General features: G+C 56.9%; 12 protein-coding genes. All 12 read left to right on the forward strand.

Annotated elements, in window-relative coordinates; translation table 11 throughout:
* Positions 1 to 238 precede the first annotated feature (238 nt).
* The 12 genes from SK3146_RS31325 (at position 239) to SK3146_RS31380 (ending at position 17817) form a co-directional block, all read left to right on the forward strand.
* Complete coding sequence (locus SK3146_RS31325; RefSeq protein ID WP_249862471.1) at positions 239 to 466, forward strand: hypothetical protein; 228 nt, start codon at positions 239 to 241, stop codon at positions 464 to 466.
* Positions 467 to 686: 220 nt separating this feature from the next.
* Positions 687 to 1664 (forward strand): 50S ribosomal protein L11 methyltransferase, encoded by a 978-nt coding sequence (gene prmA, locus SK3146_RS31330; protein ID WP_249862472.1) that lies wholly within the window; start codon positions 687 to 689, stop codon positions 1662 to 1664.
* Positions 1665 to 1673: 9 nt separating this feature from the next.
* Positions 1674 to 2369 carry a site-2 protease family protein gene (locus SK3146_RS31335; RefSeq protein ID WP_249862473.1) on the forward strand — a complete coding sequence of 232 codons (696 nt, stop codon included), beginning with the start codon at positions 1674 to 1676 and terminating at the stop codon, positions 2367 to 2369.
* Between the two features lie 135 nt (positions 2370 to 2504).
* Positions 2505 to 3311 (forward strand): 16S rRNA (uracil(1498)-N(3))-methyltransferase, encoded by an 807-nt coding sequence (locus SK3146_RS31340; protein WP_249866499.1) that lies wholly within the window; start codon positions 2505 to 2507, stop codon positions 3309 to 3311.
* 5 nt (positions 3312 to 3316) lie between these two features.
* On the forward strand, positions 3317 to 4657 hold the full coding sequence (gene mtaB, locus SK3146_RS31345) for a tRNA (N(6)-L-threonylcarbamoyladenosine(37)-C(2))-methylthiotransferase MtaB (protein ID WP_249862474.1): 1341 nt from the start codon (positions 3317 to 3319) through the stop codon (positions 4655 to 4657).
* Between the two features lie 124 nt (positions 4658 to 4781).
* Positions 4782 to 5210, forward strand: a complete 429-nt coding sequence (locus SK3146_RS31350) for an NUDIX hydrolase (RefSeq protein ID WP_249862475.1) — start codon at positions 4782 to 4784, stop codon at positions 5208 to 5210.
* 105 nt (positions 5211 to 5315) lie between these two features.
* Positions 5316 to 6680 carry a class I SAM-dependent rRNA methyltransferase gene (locus SK3146_RS31355; protein ID WP_434006920.1) on the forward strand — a complete coding sequence of 455 codons (1365 nt, stop codon included), beginning with the start codon at positions 5316 to 5318 and terminating at the stop codon, positions 6678 to 6680.
* A gap of 201 nt (positions 6681 to 6881) precedes the next feature.
* Complete coding sequence (locus tag SK3146_RS31360) at positions 6882 to 7484, forward strand: nitroreductase family protein (RefSeq protein WP_249862477.1); 603 nt, start codon at positions 6882 to 6884, stop codon at positions 7482 to 7484.
* Positions 7485 to 7518: 34 nt separating this feature from the next.
* Complete coding sequence (locus tag SK3146_RS31365) at positions 7519 to 8616, forward strand: rhamnogalacturonan acetylesterase (protein WP_249862478.1); 1098 nt, start codon at positions 7519 to 7521, stop codon at positions 8614 to 8616.
* A 247-nt stretch (positions 8617 to 8863) separates the two neighbouring features.
* Complete coding sequence (gene addB, locus SK3146_RS31370) at positions 8864 to 12580, forward strand: helicase-exonuclease AddAB subunit AddB (protein ID WP_249862479.1); 3717 nt, start codon at positions 8864 to 8866, stop codon at positions 12578 to 12580.
* On the forward strand, positions 12561 to 16616 hold the full coding sequence (gene addA, locus SK3146_RS31375; protein ID WP_249862480.1) for a helicase-exonuclease AddAB subunit AddA: 4056 nt from the start codon (positions 12561 to 12563) through the stop codon (positions 16614 to 16616). The genes addB and addA overlap by 20 nt, the downstream gene beginning before the upstream one ends.
* Positions 16617 to 16641: 25 nt before the next feature.
* A complete protein-coding gene (locus tag SK3146_RS31380) occupies positions 16642 to 17817 on the forward strand; it encodes an exonuclease SbcCD subunit D (RefSeq protein ID WP_249862481.1) in 1176 nt (391 codons plus the stop codon).
* Positions 17818 to 17822 lie beyond the last annotated feature (5 nt).

Raw genomic sequence — 17822 nt, forward strand, 5'->3', positions numbered from 1 at the left:
GCTCAGACGCGTACCGGAGAAACAGACTTAGAAATGTAGACGTGCTACAGGAGGAGAAAGAATTTCCCCGATAGATCCCTATGATCTATTGTCCAGAGGCATGCGGGAAAGTCCAGTCCCTTTTGCAATTTTCAAGGTGCGATTTACTGGAAATCGAAAAGTTTGCGGCCAGTTCCCATGGGAACTGGAAATCGGCTTAAAACTTGGTTCTAGAAATACTATACGAGGAGGAGTCAAATTGCAGGCTGGATATGTATTAGTGGATGATCATGATTTTGAAACGGCTCAAAAGATGGGGTGCCCCGTGAAGGCGACTCAAGGCGGAATGGACATTTATCCGCCCGGGAAAGTAACCGGATTTTCTTCCGACCATGTTACGATTAGCGGCAAGAACGGGAGCAAACGGTTATTCCGCTCCGTCAACCGGTTCGAAGTGGTTGAGGCGGCAGCTGCGGCTCAGGAATAGCACTGAAAATAGAGCACTCTCTTTCATTGGAGGGTGCTTTTTCTCATTCCATCATCGACAATCTTGCAAGCGTTAACGCGGCGGCAGGGGGATGTCCGCTTGCGGATAGGCCTGCTGCGGCAGGCTGCGCAGGAGAGACGGACTATGTTCTTGGCCCGAATTATTGTATACTGGGAATTATGTGCATTGCTTTAGTCGAACGTTTAGGGAGGATTCAGACATGCGTTGGCATGAAATTACGGTAAATACGACAGAAGAAGCGATCGAAATGATCACCAACTTTATTCATGAATTAGGAGCGGGCGGAGTATCCATAGAGGAGTCCGGCACATTGAACAAACAGAGGGACACCTCTCTCGGGCAATGGTATGAGCTGCCCTTGAACGATATTCCGGAAGGCCGCGCCGTCATTAAGGGCTATTTCTCCGAAGGCACGGATATGGATGCCATTATGGATTCGCTGCAGCGCTCCGTCGAGCAGCTCGCCGAATTCGATATCGATACGGGCAGTCCGACCTATGAGCTTAAGGAAGTCGACGACGAAGATTGGGCTACCGCCTGGAAGCAGTATTTCAAGCCTCTGCGCATTTCCGAGCGGCTGACGATCAAACCGACGTGGGAAGAATATACGCCGGGACCGGAGGAAATCATTTTGGAGCTGGACCCGGGGATGGCATTCGGCACAGGGACGCATGCGACGACCTCGCTATGCTTGAAGACGCTGGAGAAGGTCATTCAAGGCGGCGAGGATGTCATCGACGTAGGCACGGGCTCCGGCGTGCTCGCCATCGCGGCGGCCAAGCTGGGTGCCAAGCATGTGCTGGCTTTGGATCTCGATCCGGTGGCCGTATCCAGCGCTTCGGAGAATTCGCGGCTGAACGGACTGGAATCGCAAATTACCGTCAAGCTGAGCGACCTCTTGGGCGTGCTTCGCGAGAGTGCGGCCGGCGATGCGGGAAGCGCGCTCGGCGTGAAGCTGCCGGTCCGGATTGTCGTCGCCAACATTTTAGCCGAAATTATTTTGCTGTTTGTGAAGGACGTCTACGATGTTTTGGAAACCGGCGGGACTTACGTCGTGTCGGGGATTATCAAAAGTAAACAGGACGATGTGGAAAAAGGACTCGCCGAGGTTGGCTTCACCGTAACCGAATGCCATGAAGACCAGGATTGGGTCGTTATCATCGCCCGGAAGCTGTAGGTGCCGCCGATGAATTGGAGCTCCTTTCTGGCTTATCCCGTCGAGCAGCTGCCGTTCGTTTTTATCGTGCTGCTGATCGGCTTCACGATTCACGAATTTGCACATGCTTTTTTCGCCGACCGGTTCGGGGACCCGACTCCCCGTTCCATGGGCCGGCTCACGTTAAACCCGAGAGTGCATATGGATTGGCTCGGCATGATTTTTTTCCTCATTATCGGGGTAGGCTGGGCGCGGCCTGTGCTTGTCAATCGTTCCAGGTTTAAGTACCCGCGCTTGATGGGCATTATCGTCTCTTTGGCAGGACCGGTCAGCAATCTGATTCTCGGCTTCATCAGCTTAATTGTTTTTTATTTGCTGCTGTTAAAGTTTCATGCTCTTGACCATACGTCGACCGGCGTTACCGAGGCGGTTCATATCTTTTTCAGCTTAATGGTGATGCAAAATATTTTTCTGTTCATCTTAAACCTGCTGCCGCTGCCTCCGCTAGACGGATACCGGATTTTGGAAGACCTGCTTCCGACGTCGATCATGATGAGAATTAAAGCTTACGAGCAGTGGCTGTTCTATGCGATTTTGCTGATGTTTTTCATTCCGCCGATTCGTGCGATAACGATCGGTCCGGTATTTGCCCTTCAGGGCAATATTTTGATGGTGTTTCAGCAAATAGCGGAATGGATTTTTGGCCGGGGAGCGCTATGGGGCTGACGGCGTCCCGCCGCTTGCGGAATACGCTGGGGAATGCTGTAAGCAGTGGCTTTTTTACAAAAAAAGTTGTATGATGAAAGTTGACGTTTTTTATTTTTGCAGCATATTGACCATAGAAAGAAAGTAGAGAAAACGATGCAGCGTTACTTTATTGCACCTGAGCTGTTTGCCGATACGTTCGTGACGATAACCGGCGACGATGCTCATCATATCGTTCGCGTCATGCGAGGCAAGGCGGGCGACCAACTGATCGTCAGCGACGGCGTTAGCCGGGAAGCCTTGGTGAAGCTGCGCGAGCCCGAGAAGGACCGCGTTATTGCCGATATCGTCGAGCGGCTTGCGATGAACAACGAGCCTTCCGTCGAAGTATGGATTGCGCAAAGCTTGCCTAAAGGCGATAAGATGGAGCTCGTCATTCAAAAAGGGACGGAAATCGGCGCAGACCGGTTTATTCCGTTCGTTTCGGAACGCACCGTCGTGCAGCTCGACGCCAAAAAAGAAGGCAAGCGGATCGAGCGCTGGCAAAAGATCGCCAAGGAAGCGGCCGAGCAGGCCCACCGCAACCGGATTCCTGCCGTCGAAGCGCCGCTTGCCTGGAAGCAGCTGCTGAAGCTGGCGGGAGAAGCGGATGCCGCATGGATATGCTATGAGAAGCAGGAAGGGCTGCAGTTCAGAACGCAGATTCAAGAAGCTTTGTCCAAAGGCAAAGCGTTTCGTATAGATTCAGATTCCGGGCTTGGCGGCGATTCAGGCGGAACGAAGCGGGTGAAGCTGCTGCTGATTATCGGGCCTGAGGGCGGCTTCACCGAGCAGGAAGTGGAGGCGGCGGAAGCGGCAGGCTGCCGCTCCGTCAGCTTGGGACGGCGCATTTTGCGCACGGAGACGGCCGCGATGGTCGGTCTTACTTGCATATTGTACGAAACCGGAGAGATGGGAGGATAACGAAGATGCCTACAGTTGCGTTTCATACGTTAGGCTGTAAAGTCAACTTTTACGATACGGAAGCGATTTGGCAGTTGTTCAAGCACGAAGGCTATGAACAGGCAGACTTTGAGTCGACCGCCGACGTATACGTTATTAACACTTGTACCGTTACCAATACGGGCGATAAGAAGAGCCGGCAGATGATTCGTCGCGCCGTGCGCCGCAATCCGGAGGCGATCGTTGCCGTAACCGGATGTTACGCGCAAACTTCTCCTGCCGAGATTATGGCCATACCCGGCGTGGACCTTGTCATCGGGACGCAGGACCGGGACAAGATTATTCCTTATGTGAAGCAGCTTCAGCAGGAGCGTCAGCCGATCAATGCGGTGCGCAACATTATGAAGACCCGTCAATTCGAAGAATTGGACGTGCCTGATTTTGCCGACCGGACGCGGGCGTTTCTGAAAATTCAGGAGGGCTGCAACAACTTCTGTACGTTCTGTATTATTCCGTGGTCGCGCGGGCTGATGAGAAGCCGGGAGCCGCAAAGCGTGCTGAAGCAGGCGCGCATGCTCGTCGATGCGGGCTATCAGGAAATTGTCCTGACAGGTATTCATACCGGCGGCTATGGAGAAGATATGGAGAACTACAGCTTGGCGAAGCTGTTGTGGGATTTGGATAAAGTCGACGGGCTGAAGCGTATTCGGATCAGCTCGATCGAAGCGAGCCAGATCAACGAAGGGGTGCTGGAGGCGCTGAAGGGCTCCGATAAAATGTGCCGCCATCTTCATATTCCGCTGCAGGCCGGAGACGATTCGGTGCTTGCAAGAATGCGCCGTAAATATACGACCGCCGAGTTCGGCCGCAAAATTGAACAAATTCACCGCATTATGCCGGGCGTAGCGATTACGACCGACGTCATCGTAGGCTTCCCTGGAGAAACCGAGGAAATGTTCCGTGCGGGCTACCGCTTCATGGAGCAGATGCAGTTTTCGGAAATGCACGTATTCCCGTACTCCAAACGCACGGGCACTCCGGCGGCCAGAATGGAAGATCAGATCGACGAGGAAGTGAAGAACGCCCGCGTTCATGAGCTGATCGATTTGTCCGAGCGCATGCAGCTCGCTTACGCGAAGCAGCAGATCGGCCAGGTGCTCGAAGTTATCCCGGAGCGCGCTCATAAAGGCGAAGAAAACAGCGGCTTAATCATGGGGTACTCCGATAATTATGTGCAGCTTGTATTCGAAGGCAGCGAAGATATGATCGGCAGCGTATGCCAAGTGAAGCTGACGGAAGCGGGCGTCAACGAATCCCGCGGCCAGCTGGTGCGAGCGCCCGAGCTGTCCCGGGCGATGATCGTCTGAGACGGTGCCGTAGAGCATGCTGCCGTTAATGTTTTGAAGCGACTCGTACAGAATCAAGGATTTCATTCCTTATGAAGGATGAAATCCTTATTCTTTCTCAACTAACCGGAAAGGGTGAATCCGCATGAAGGAAATTTCAGCAGGAGGGGTTGTATTCCGCAAACACGGAAATGAAATTCACGTACAGATGATTCAGGATCGCTATGGCAAGATCACGCTTCCCAAAGGGAAAATGGAGCCGGGAGAAACGGTGGAACAGACGGCGCTGAGAGAAATCTTGGAGGAAACGGGCATTGTCGGAGCGATTGTGGAGCCCATCGAAACGATTACATATCAATTTACGATGTCGGGGGTAGGGCTGGTCGACAAGGAAGTGCATTATTTCCTGGTGGAGGCGACCGGCGGATCATTGCAGGCCCAGGTCGAGGAAATCCGCGGCGTAGAATGGCTTCATCCGCTGGAAGCGTGGCATCAGCAGACGCATTCGGGCTATGGCAATAACGATTCGGTTTTGAAAAAAGCTTTGCATACATTGGGGTACGAGGTAACCTAATTGCCGTAAAGCCCGGTAAAGCCCCGGTTACGCGGAAGCTTTGCCGGGTTTCATAGCAATTCCTCAACTTATATACAAAGAGAGTGGGCAAATACGTTGGCTTCTATATTTTTGCATAAAAAAAGAAAAAAACGGCTGGAGGGCGGCCACCCGTGGGTATTTAAAACCGAAGTAGAGCGGATGGAAGGGGAGACCGAACCCGGAAGCGTGGTTCATATTTATAATCATGCCGGGCAGTATGCGGCAACGGGGTATTGGAACCCCGCTTCGCAAATCGTCGTGCGGGTTGTCTCCTATGAACCGATCGAAGAGATGACTCAGACATTCTTTGCGGAGCGGTTCCGCCGCTGTCTCGACCAGCGGGAGCGGTTCCTGCCCGGAGCGCGTTCGTACCGGCTCGTCTACGGGGAAGCGGATTTTCTGCCCGGACTCATTGTCGACCGGTTTGAAGACGTGCTGGTCGTGCAAATTTTGACGCTGGGCATGGACCGCGTTCGGGATGACATTATTTCCGCCTTGGCAGAAGTGGTGAAGCCGGCGGGGATTTATGAGCGCAGCGATGTCTCGGTGCGCGAACTGGAAGGGATGCAGCAAAGAACGGGGCTGCTGTACGGGGAATGTCCGCAGCATGTCCGGATTACCGAAAACGGGCTATTGCTCGATATCGATATTATGCAGGGCCAGAAGACGGGTTATTTCTTCGACCAGCGTGAAAATCGCGCGGCTATCGCCCCTCTCATGCAGGGATGGGGCAAGCGGAGCGGGATTGCGCTTCAAGACATGCCTGCCGAGGACGGCTCCGGCGGGATGGTGCGGATACCGGTCAACGCGAGCGGCAAGCCGGTTACGTTCCCTTGGTGGGACGGAGCGACCGTGCTGGAATGCTTCTCGCATACCGGCAGCTTCACGCTGAACGCGTGCAAATACGGCGCCAAGAAGGTAACATGCCTCGACATCTCCGAGCATGCCGTCGAGAGCGCGCGCAACAATGTCGCCTTGAACGGTTTCGACGACCGGGTCGAGTTCGTAGTTGCCGATGCTTTCGAATATTTGCGCGAGCAGGTCAGAGCCCTCGATCAGCGCAGCGAACGGGCGCAAGCGGGCAAGAAGAAGGTCGATACGTCCCAGCCTCTGACGGCAAAAAGCCAGACTTGGGATGTGGTCATTCTCGACCCGCCCGCGTTTGCCAAGACGAGGAGCGCCGTGGAAGGAGCTTGCCGGGGATATAAAGATATTAATCTGCACGGGATGAAGCTGGTAAATGAAGGCGGTTATCTCGTGACGGCAAGCTGCTCGTACCATATGAAGCCTGAGCTGTTTCTGGAGACGATTCATGCGGCTGCGGCCGATGCCAAGAAAATATTGCGCTTGATCGAATTCCGCGGCGCCGGCAAGGATCATCCCCGCATTTTGGGCGTGGACGAAGGCCATTATTTGAAATTCGCGATATTTGAAGTGCGCAGCAAATAAGCTTACGCGCATGGACGGATGCCGTCGCTAAGACGTTCGCTGAACGGGTCTTGGCGGCGGCTTTTTACCGTTTCAGACAAAAGCGGGCTATTGAATTTGTGAAGCGCAGCACTTATAATGTAAATGATAACTATTCTCAATGTTGTTAATTGAAAGCGTATAGGATGTTCTTCCCAGTCTCAAGAAAAGGTGGTACTTAGGATGGCAGAACCGTTGACCATATCTTTATCCATGTCTCTCGGAGAAGCTCTGCGCAGCCGCCGCAGCGTCGGCAGAGTGAAGCAGGAGCCTGTCGACAGACAATGGATCGAAACTTTGCTCGAAGCGGCCAATTGGGCGCCGAGCCATCATGCGACCGAACCTTGGCGTTTCTTCGTCATGACCGGCGCGGGCAGGCAAACATTGGCCGACGCTTACGCCGATATCGCCGCCGAGACCTTGCAAGCGGGAACGGAGGAGGAAGTGCAGACGCTGCGCCGCAAGGCGGGAGACAAGGCGTTTCGCGCCCCTGTCGTCATCGCCGTCGCCGTCTCTCCGTCCAGCTCGCAGGCGGTCAATCGGATGGAGGAATTCGCCGCCGCGCACTCCGCCGTGCAGAACATGCTGCTTGCCGCTCACGCTCTTGGGCTCGGCGCCATCTGGCGTTCCGGGGAACCCGCTTACCATCCGCGGATGAAGCAGGCGTTCGGCCTCGGCGAATCGGAGGCAATAGTGGGGCTGGTTTATGTCGGTTATCCCGATATGCAGCAGCTGCCCGGAAAAAGAGAGCCGTACACCGGCAAAACCGTGTGGCTGGAGCAATAATTCCGCGCCGCGCTTGGCATAGTAGGAGGATTCCATGAACGTTCATTACCGATTCTCACTGGATCAAGAGCATGCGACGGACGATGCCATTAAGCTGGCCCCGTTCACGCCGTACAGCCCGTTAACCGGGTACGGTTTCGCGCGTTCGGTGCAGCCGTCCAAAAACGAGGATTTACGCGATTCCTGGCCCGGAGATTATTTTCCGGAAGCGGTGCCCACCTTGCTCATCGACGTGCCTTACGGAAATTATCGGGTGTCCGTAGCCTTGGGCCGCGCCGGCGGGGAGAGCGTAACGACCGTGAAGGCGGGGCTCGGCAGCCTGATGCTGGACCGTATCCGGACGGGGCTCGGCGAGTTTGTCACGAAAAGCTTTGCCGCGCATGTCGCCGACGGGCAGCTGAAGCTTGCGTTCTCTGGGGAAGCGTCGGGCGTGCGTTCGGTCGAGGTGGAGCGCGTCCAGCTGCCGACGATGTACTTGGCGGGCGATTCTACGGTGACGGACCAGCCTTCCGGCCAGTATCCTTATGCGGGCTGGGGACAAATGATTACCGCCCTGCTTAACGGCAATATCGCCGTATCGAATCATGCGCGCTCGGGCAGAAGCTCCAAAAGCTTTATTACGGAAAACAGGCTGAACAACATCTGGAATAAAATCGTTCCGGGGGACTATCTGTTCGTTCAGTTTGCCCATAACGACGAGAAGGACAATGAAGGAGGCACGAAGCCGGAGTCGACCTATCCGCGATATTTGCGCGAATATATTGACGGCGCGAGGCGGCGAGGGGCTTATCCGGTGTTGGTGGCTCCGATGCATAGACGGTTTTTCGACAGCAGGGGCCGCATCGAAAACACGCACGGCGAATATATCGGCGCGATGAGGCGGCTGGCGGAAGCGGAGCAGGTCCCTTTCCTGGACTTGGCAGCCCATAGCCAAGCGTTATTCGAGCAAATGGGCGAAGAGGCAACGAAACGGATTTTCATGTGGGCCGAGCCCGGCCAATATCCGAACCTGCCGGAAGGCGCTCAGGATAATACGCATTTTTGCGAAGCCGGAGGCGTGGAGATTGCCAGGCTGGTCGTCCGATGCATCCGCGAAGCGGGAATGGAACCGCTTGTCTCTTATTTGCGGTAAACGTACCGAAGCATGGTTTAAAACAAGCAAGATCGTCCGGAGCCGTCCGGGCGATTTTTTTTGCAAAAAAAGGGAACGTATGTTTTAGCTCGGCCGGTTATGCTATACTAAACCAAAACATCCCTTTCCCTTTAAAAGACTTTTTTTGATAGAATAGTAGAGTTAGGGAAATGGCGAATACGTGCTCCTAATCGCGAGCACTCGAGTTTTTATATATGAAATCGGCATACATAAGGAGGTTGCAGGCATGGCAATCCGGTTTGTGCTGGGAAGAGCCGGCAGCGGAAAAAGCGAATACTGTTTGCGCAGCGTCAAAGACAGGCTAATCGAGTCGCCGAGCGGGCGGCCGCTCATTTTGCTGGTGCCGGAGCAGGCTACCTTTCAAGCGGAGTATGCGTTGGCATCCGCTCCGGAGCTCGGAGGAACGCTGCGCGCTCAAGTGCTCAGCTTCCGCAGGCTGGCGTGGCGGGTCATGCAGGAAGTGGGAGGCACGGCGCGGCTGCCGATCGACGATACGGGGAAAAAGCTGCTCATTTATAAAATTTTACATAAACATCGCGACAGCCTGAAGCTGTTCTCCGCGACGGCGGAGCAGATGGGGTTCATTGAAAAGGTAAGCGATTTGTTCAAGGAGTTTAAGCGGTATTGCATCACGACGGACGGCTTGTCGGCGTTTATGGACAGCTCGGCCGTGAAGGAACAGCCCGCATCGATGCTGGACAAGCTCCATGATTTACGGCTGATTTACGGGGAATTCGAGCAGGAGCTGTCCAAAGCTTATTTGGACGGAGAGGATTATTTGACGCTGCTCGCCGCGCAGCTTCCGCAGTCCGAGTATATCCGCGGGGCCGAATGCTGGATCGACGGCTTCCACGGCTTCACGCCGCAGGAGTTTGCCGTCATTGAGCAGCTCGCCTCCAGCTGCCGGGAAGTCGCCTTGACGCTTTGTCTCGACCGGGAGTACCGGCTTGGGGAAAAGCCGCATGAGCTGGATTTGTTTCATCCTACGGCGAGAACGATGCTTCAACTGCTGGAACGGCTGGAGGCGCTGCATGTGCCGATCCGCGAGACGCTGATTCTCGGGAGCTCTCCGCCGGCGCGATTTGCGGCAAGCCCGATGCTGGCCTATATGGAAGGCGCCTTCGAGCAGCGGGTCAAACGGCCTTATCCGGGGATGACGGGGGCGAATGCGGCTTCCGCAATCGATGGCGTACGCCTGACGGCGGCCGTCAACCGGAGGGCGGAGGTAGAGGGAGCGGCCCGCGAGATGATCCGTCTCGTCCGCGAGGAAGGGTTGCGCTTTCGGGACATGACGGTCACGGTGCGCAACGTCGAGGCATACGGCGAGCTGATTGCAGAGACGTTCACGGACTACGGCATCCCCCACTTCTTTGACAATAAGAGGACGATGATGCATCATCCGCTGGTTGAACTTATCCGCTCGTCGATGGAAGTCATCCTGCATTATTGGAAATACGACGCCGTATTCCGCTGTGTGAAGACGGATTTTTTTCTCCCGCTGCAGCATGATGAGAAGGCGGAGGAGAATGCGCCGGACCGTCATGCGATGGATCAGCTGGAAAACTATGTTCTCGCCTTCGGCATTCGCGGGGCGAAATGGTTCGACGGGAAGCCGTGGACGTATTCTATGCGCTCGAGCCTGGAGCAGCCCGAGGGGGCGGGAACCGATTCGGAAGCGGCCTTCCTGCGTAAAATGAACGCCTGCCGGAAAAGAATCGCCGATCCGCTCCACGCGTTTCAGGAACGGATGAAGCGGGCGAAGACGATAGCCGAGAAGGTTAAAGCGTTGTACGGTCTCCTGACGGAGCTGCAGGTACCTGAACGGCTGGAGAGCTGGAGCCAGAAGGCCGTGCGCGAAGGCAAGCCGGAGAAAGCGCGCGAGCATTCGCAGGTATGGGACCGCATCATCGACATGCTGGATCAGCTGGTCGAGCTTCTGGGAGACGAGACGGCGTCGGCGGAAACGTTCGCAGGCTTGCTCGAAACCGGGATGGAGAGCATTAAGCTGGGGCTGGTGCCGCCGTCTCTGGATCAGGTATTGGTCGGAAGCATGGACCGGACGAGAACGGGCCGTATGAAGCATGTATTTGTGCTCGGCGTCAACGAGGGCGTCATCCCGGCCAAAATGAAAGAAGACAGCGTGCTGAGCGAACCGGAGCGGGAGAACTTGACCGCGCTCGGATTGCCGATGGCGGAAGGAAGCCGCAGGAAGCTGCTTGACGAGCAGTTTCTCATCTATTGCGCTTTCTGCACGCCTTCGCACTGCCTGTGGCTCAGTTATCCGCTGGCCGACGAGGAAGGAAAGTCGCTGCTGGCTTCCGATGTCATCCGGCATATGAAGCGAATGTTCCCGTCGGTCAAGGAGCGGCTCGTTATGGCCGAGCCGGCTTCATCCATGACGATGACGGAGCAGCTCGATTATGTGTCGCATCCGCACAAGGCGATGTCCTACCTGATAGTGCAGCTGAAGCAATGGATGAAAGGCGAGCCGATGTCGCCGGTATGGTGGTCGGTTTACAACTGGTTCGTCCGGCAGCCGGGCTGGAGCGCCCGATTGCGGCTTATGCTGCAGGCGCTTCTGTATACGAACGAAGCGAAGGGGCTGCGCCCGCTGACAAGCAAGCTGCTGTACGGGGATCATGTGTTGACGAGCGTGTCGCGGATGGAGCGCTATGTAGCCTGTCCGTTCTCGCAGTTCGCTTCTCACGGGCTTCGTCTGCAGGAACGCCGAATATTCCGGCTGGAGGCGCCCGATATCGGGCAACTGTTCCATGCGGCGCTGAGCTTGTTCGCCGAGCAGGTGACCAAGGACGGGAACGAATGGGGCAAGCTGACGGCCGAAGATTGTCTGGTCACGGCGGGCAGCGTCGTCGACACGCTCGCCCCGAGGCTGCAGAGCGAAATTCTGCTCAGCTCCCGCCGTTATCATTATATTGCGCGCAAGCTGAAGCAGGTGATCGGTCGTACGGCGCTCATGCTGGGCCAGCACGCCAAATTCGGGCAGTTCGAGCCGATCGGGCTGGAGATCGGGTTCGGGGCGGGACAGCCGATTCCTCCGTTATCTTATGAGCTGGAGAACGGCATTCGGATGGATGTGCGCGGACGGATAGACCGGGTCGATCGGGCTGACACCGATCAGGGAACGCTGCTGCGAGTCATCGATTACAAATCGAGTCCGACGGCGCTTCAATTGGCCGAGGTGTACTACGGCTTATCGCTGCAGATGCTGACTTATCTCGACGTCATTATGACTCATGCCAAGACGTGGCTGGGTACGGAAGCGAAGCCCGCGGGAGTGCTGTATTTCCATGTACATAATCCGCTGCTGCAGACGAAAAACCGGATTTCGGCGGAGAAAGCGGACGATGAGCTGCGCAAAAAATTCAAGACGAGAGGGCTTGTCCGGGCGGATGCGGAAACGGCGCGAATGATGGACAGCACGTTAAGCGGAGCGAGCGGCCATTCGCAGCTTATTCCGGTGGCGCTCAAAAACGACGGCAGCTTCTATAAATCTTCGTCGGTCGCCGACGATGCCGAGTGGAAGCTGCTGCGGGATTATGTACGGCAAACGATGAAAGGTATCGGAGAGGCGATGACGGGCGGAGACGTCGCGATACAGCCGTACCGGATGGGCGCCGAGACGGCTTGCGCCCACTGCTCGTTTAAGCCTGTATGTCAATTCGATACGCAATTCGAAGCGAACGGCTATAGGGTGCTGCAGCCTATGGGCAAGGAGCGCGCTATGGAGATGATGAAAGAACGGGTGGAGGCGGAGCCTGCTCCGCGTATCGTGCCGTTCCGGCCGGCCCGAGCGGGCGCCAAAAAAGCGAAAGCCGCTGCGGCGGAAGCAAGCGGGGAGAAGACGCTGGATATGGAGCAATTGGAATGGTTCGAAAATCTGGATATGACGGGAGGCGAGCCGGATGATGAACAGGATACCTAAACCGGAAGGGGCCGTCTGGACGGACGATCAATGGGATGCCATCGCGATTCACGGCCATGATATGCTGGTGGCTGCGGCCGCAGGCTCGGGGAAGACCGCCGTGCTCGTCGAGCGGATCATACGCCGCATCTCCGACGAGCGGGAACCGGTGGATGTGGACAGGCTGCTTGTGGCTACGTTCACCAATGCGGCTGCGGCCGAGATGCGGCATCGCATCAGCGAGGCGCTGGAAAAAGCGCTGGAGCGTAATCCGGGCTCGGATCATCTGCGCAGACAGCTTGCTTTGATCGGCAGGGCTTCGATTACTACGCTGCATTCCTTCTGCTTGGAAGTCATTCATACCCACTATCAGAAAATCGCGCTGGACCCCGGCTTTCGCATTGCGAACGAAACGGAAAGCGAGCTGATGCGGCAGGATCTCATCGAGGAGCTGTTCGAGGAGCAGTACGGCTTGGCTGAAGAGGGCGGAGATTTTTGGCGTTTGGTGGAATGGTTTGGCGGAGAGAAGAGCGACGACGCTGTTTACAGGCTCGTACAGCGATTGTATGACGAATCGCGCAGCCATCCGAGACCCGCAGAGTGGCTGAGGGAGATGGCGGAGCTGTTCGTGCGGGCCGGCGGCAAGCCGAATCCGTGGCTGCCTAGTCTGCTGGCCTCGGTAAAGCTGGAGCTGGAAGGGGTGGCTTCGACGCTGCGCGAGGCGATGCGGCTGGCGGAGCAGCCCGGGGGTCCGGAGCCTTATATGGTCAATCTCCGCGAGGATCTCGAGGCGGTCCGGTATTTACAGGATGTGGCGGGCTACTCTTGGGAGCATCTGTACGACTCGTTTCAGGGAACTTCCTTCGGCAAGCTGAAGCCGTGCAGAGGCGACGGGTACGATAAGGCGCTGCAGGAACAAGTGAAAGAGCTGCGAAATCAGGCGAAAGAACAGCTGACGGAGCTGGGCGAAGAACTGTTTCAGCGCACGCCCGAGCAGTATGACGAGGAATTATCCGTTCTGGCTCCGCTCATGAAGGCGCTGGTCGAGCTGGTCATCGAGTTCGGGCGGCGTTATCAGGAGGCGAAGAAGGCCAAAGGGCTCGTCGATTTCGGCGATTTGGAGCATTATTGCCTGGATATTTTGGCCGAGGACGGAGAAGCGGCAGGAGAGCTGAAGCCCTCCCAGGCGGCGCTACATTACCGGGAGCATTTCGCCGAGGTGCTTCTTGACGAGTACCAGGACACGAACCGGGTACAGGAAGCGATCGTTGCTTTAATCTCGAGAACAGGGCCGGGGAACCGGTTTATGGTCGGGGATGTGAAACAGAGCATTTACCGGTTTCGTCTGGCCGAGCCCGGCTTGTTTCTGGAGAAATATAAGCATTATCAAAAAGACGGAACCGATCCCGGACAGCGCATCGATCTGGCGCAAAACTTCCGCAGCCGGCTGTCGGTCGTTCACGGAGTCAACTATATTTTCAAGCAGCTGATGGGCGAGACCGTCGGCGAAATCGCCTATGACGAGCGCGCCGAACTGAAATACGGGGCGTCGTATTATCCCGAATGGCCCGGCTTGTCCAACGGTCCGGAAGCCGCCGAGTTTATCATTATCGATCGCTCTGAAGCCGAAGGCGCCGATGCCGGAGACCGCGACGGCGGTTATGCGCCAACGGCGGAGCAGGCGGATGAGAACGGGGAAGCTTCTGAAGGCTTGGACCCGGCGAGCGAAGCGAAGGAATTGGAGACCGTCCAGCTGGAGGCGCGCGCGATAGCGGCGCAAATTCATCAATTGCTCGGAACCGGCGGCGGTCCGGCATTTCAAGTGTTCGACAAGTCGACGGGCGGCAGACGGGACATTACGTTCCGCGATATGGTGATTTTGCTGAGGGCTACCCAGCAATGGTCGCCGGTGCTGATTGAGGAGCTGCGCCTGCAGGGAATACCCGCGTATGCAGAGCTGAGTACGGGGTATTTCTCGGCGACGGAGGTTGAGGCGGTGCTGTCGCTGCTGAAAGTGATCGACAATCCGTATCAGGATATTCCGCTTGCGGCCGTGCTTCGTTCGCCAATCGTCCAGTTGGATACGGAGCAGCTGGCGCGCATCCGAATCGAGGGCAAGTACGGCTCCTTCTATGACGCCGTACGAGCTTTTATAAAGGACCCCGAAGCGTCGTCATCGGCTGCGGATCTGTCCGAAGGGAATTCTCTGTTGTCCGCGATCCCGGAGGAGGAAGCCGGCGAGAACAATTCCGGTCTGCAGGTAGCCTGGATGGAAACGGCTGCGGCGAGCGAGAGCGCAGGAAATGCATACCGGACGGCGAGCCGTCCGGACGATGCCGTTCAGGCGGATGCCAGAGCCAAGCTGGTGCGGTTCGCAAACCGGCTGCGAGGATGGCGGGAGGCGGCGAAGCAGGGACCGCTGTCAGAGCTGATTTGGAACATATACCGCCAAACGGGCTATTACGATTTCGTCGGAGGGCTCCCCGGCGGCGCGCAGCGGCAGGCGAATCTGCGCGCGCTATACGACCGGGCCCGCCAGTATGAAGCGACCTCTTTCCGGGGGCTGTTCCGTTTTCTTCGCTTCGTTGAGCGGATGAAGGATAGCGGCGGAGATTTAGGAACCGCCCGCGCACTCGGCGAGCAGGAGGATGTCGTGCGCATCATGTCGATCCATAAGAGCAAGGGGCTGGAATTTCCGGTCGTTTTCGTAGCCGGGGCCGCCAAGCGCTTTAACCAGCGCGATTTGAGCGATCCCTTTATGGTGCACAAAGACCTTGGCTTCGGCCCTAAATATATGGATGCGCAGACGCGGATCAGCTATCCGACGCTGCCTTGGCTGGCTATACGCCGAAAGATGAAGATGGAGATGCTGGCGGAGGAGATGCGGGTGCTGTATGTCGCCTTGACCCGGGCCAGGGAAAAGCTCTATTTGCTGGCTACGGTCAAAGGAACGGACAAGCTGCTGCACAGCTGGGCCAGGGTGCTGGAGCATGACGGAATGCTGCTGCCCGATGATCTGACCGTCAAGGCGAAAAGTTATCTCGACTGGATCGGCCCGGCTTTGATGCGGCATCCCGACGGTGAAAGGCTGAGGGAAAGAGCCGGAGTAACGTATCGCTGTCCGGCGTGGCTGACGGAGGATCGTTCTCAGTGGCTCGTTCACTTCCTGCGTCCTGAATCGTATGCGGGGCTCGCCGAGGCTGCGGCCGTTCAGGAGGTATCGGAGGAACGCAGGCAGGCGGTGCTTCGATTGGAGCCTGTAGAGGACGGTCCCGAAGGAGAAGCGGACCGGTTTGAAGCTCAGGTCTGGTCCAAGCTCTCATGGGCTTATTCCCATGAAAAGGCGTCGTCGCTGCTGTCCAAAACATCGGTGACGGAGCTGAAGCGGCTGTCCGAGCATCATAAGCTGCTTGAGATGATGTCGGGCGAACCGGAAGCGCCGATGCTCGCGGGGCTGCAGAAGGAAACGCCGCAGGAGTACCGGCCGGCCATTGTCCGCAGACCGCGGTTTATGGAGAAGAGCAAGCTGACCGCCGCCGAGCGGGGCACGGTATTCCATTCGGTTATGCAATATATCCGGTTGGACGAGGAGCCGACGGCCAATCAAATTCGTGAGACCTTAGCCGAGATGCTGCGTAAACAATTATTGACGGAAGCGCAGCGGGAGGCGGTGGACCCGGATGTCGTCGTCTCCTTTTTCCGAAGCCCGTTAGGACAACGAATGCTGAAATCGCCTTCGGTCCATCGCGAGGTGCCGTTCAGCTACGGGCTTCCGGCCGGCGAGATTTATGCCGGAGCGGATCAGGCGACGGCAGGAGAGACGATTTTGCTGCAGGGGGTTATCGACTGCGTGTTCGAGGAGCAGGACGGATTGGTGCTGCTGGATTACAAAACCGACCATCTGAAAGGCGGCGGGGAAGCCGCTCTTCAAGCCGTGCGCGAACGCTATCGGCTGCAGCTGGACTTATACGGGCAAGCAATTGAGAGAATATGGAAGAAGCCGGTCACAGGAGCGTATATCTTTTTATTCGACGGACCGCATTTGCTGGAAATGTAAACGTACGTTAGAAAGGAGAGAGGTTATGCGGGTTTTACATACGGCGGATTGGCATTTCGGCAGGACGCTGGAAGGCCGGAGCCGGTTGGCCGAGCAGGAGGCGTTCGTGGACGAGCTGGCCCATTTGGCGAAGGACCAGCGGATCGATCTGGTGCTGCTTGCGGGGGACGTATACGATTCGGTCAATCCTCCGGCAGCGGCCGAGCAGTTGTTCTACGACGCGCTGGCGAGGCTGGCGGATAACGGCAGCAGGCCCGTCGCCGTCATCGCGGGCAATCACGATCATCCCGATCGTCTGGCTGCCGCCGCTCCTTTGGCGCAAAAGCTGGGCGTTCGTCTGGCCGGGCTTCCGGAGGACCGGATCGAACGGATACAAATCGAACGGACGGGGGAACTGGCTTGCCTGTTCTCGCTGCCGTATCCTTCGGAATCGCGGCTGAAAGAGCTTTTGTCCGACGATGCGCAGGAAGAGATGCTGCGGGCGGCCTACTCCGACCGCGTCAAGTATATCGCTTCGCAGCAGGCGAAGCATTTCCGACCCGATACGGTCAATCTGCTGATGAGTCATATTTATGTGCTAGGCGGCGCCGAAAGCGAGTCCGAGCGGCCGATTCAAGTGGGCGGAGCTTACACGGTCGACACGGCGGCGCTCGACGTCGGAGCTCAGTACGTCGCGCTCGGCCATTTGCACCGGCCGCAAAATATAAAGGCTCCTTCGCTTATGCGCTACAGCGGCTCGCCGCTCGCTTACAGCTTTTCGGAAGCGGGCCAAGCCAAATCCGTTACCGTATTCGACGTGGAGCCGGGAGGCCTTCCGTCTATGGAGGAGCTGTATTTGTCCAGCGGCAGGCCGCTCGTGAGGTGGAAGGCGGCGCAGGGCCTCTCCGAGGTGCACGGCTGGCTCGCGGAAGGACGCGACGCGCAGGCGTGGATCGATTTGGAAATTCATATGACGGAAGCGATGTCGATGGAACAAATCCACGCCTTGCGCAAAGCGCATGAGGGGATCGTTAACATTCGGCCGATTTATCCGGAGATGGAGGCCGCCGCGGCTTCCGCCGTCTCGATCCGCAGCATGCCGATGGACGAGCTGTTCCGCCGCTATTATGCGCGGCAGACCGGAGGAGCGGAGCCGGAGGAGGAGCTTGTCCGGCTGTTTCTTGAGCTTTTGGAGGTGCCGCAAGCGGAGGAGGCGCAATAACCGAC

This window comes from Paenibacillus konkukensis (assembly GCF_023523925.1).
GTDB lineage: Bacteria > Bacillota > Bacilli > Paenibacillales > NBRC-103111 > Paenibacillus_S > Paenibacillus_S doosanensis.

What these genes read in the sequence shown, in the direction of transcription:
- prmA (WP_249862472.1), top strand. Translation starts at nt 687, where the DNA reads ATGCGTTGGCATGAAATTACGGTAAATACGACAGAAGAAGCGATCGAA.
- SK3146_RS31335 (WP_249862473.1), top strand. Translation starts at nt 1,674, where the DNA reads ATGAATTGGAGCTCCTTTCTGGCTTATCCCGTCGAGCAGCTGCCGTTC.
- addB (WP_249862479.1), top strand. Translation starts at nt 8,864, where the DNA reads ATGGCAATCCGGTTTGTGCTGGGAAGAGCCGGCAGCGGAAAAAGCGAA.
- SK3146_RS31340 (WP_249866499.1), top strand. Translation starts at nt 2,505, where the DNA reads ATGCAGCGTTACTTTATTGCACCTGAGCTGTTTGCCGATACGTTCGTG.
- SK3146_RS31380 (WP_249862481.1), top strand. Translation starts at nt 16,642, where the DNA reads ATGCGGGTTTTACATACGGCGGATTGGCATTTCGGCAGGACGCTGGAA.
- SK3146_RS31365 (WP_249862478.1), top strand. Translation starts at nt 7,519, where the DNA reads ATGAACGTTCATTACCGATTCTCACTGGATCAAGAGCATGCGACGGAC.
- mtaB (WP_249862474.1), top strand. Translation starts at nt 3,317, where the DNA reads ATGCCTACAGTTGCGTTTCATACGTTAGGCTGTAAAGTCAACTTTTAC.
- SK3146_RS31360 (WP_249862477.1), top strand. Translation starts at nt 6,882, where the DNA reads ATGGCAGAACCGTTGACCATATCTTTATCCATGTCTCTCGGAGAAGCT.
- addA (WP_249862480.1), top strand. Translation starts at nt 12,561, where the DNA reads ATGATGAACAGGATACCTAAACCGGAAGGGGCCGTCTGGACGGACGAT.
- SK3146_RS31350 (WP_249862475.1), top strand. Translation starts at nt 4,782, where the DNA reads ATGAAGGAAATTTCAGCAGGAGGGGTTGTATTCCGCAAACACGGAAAT.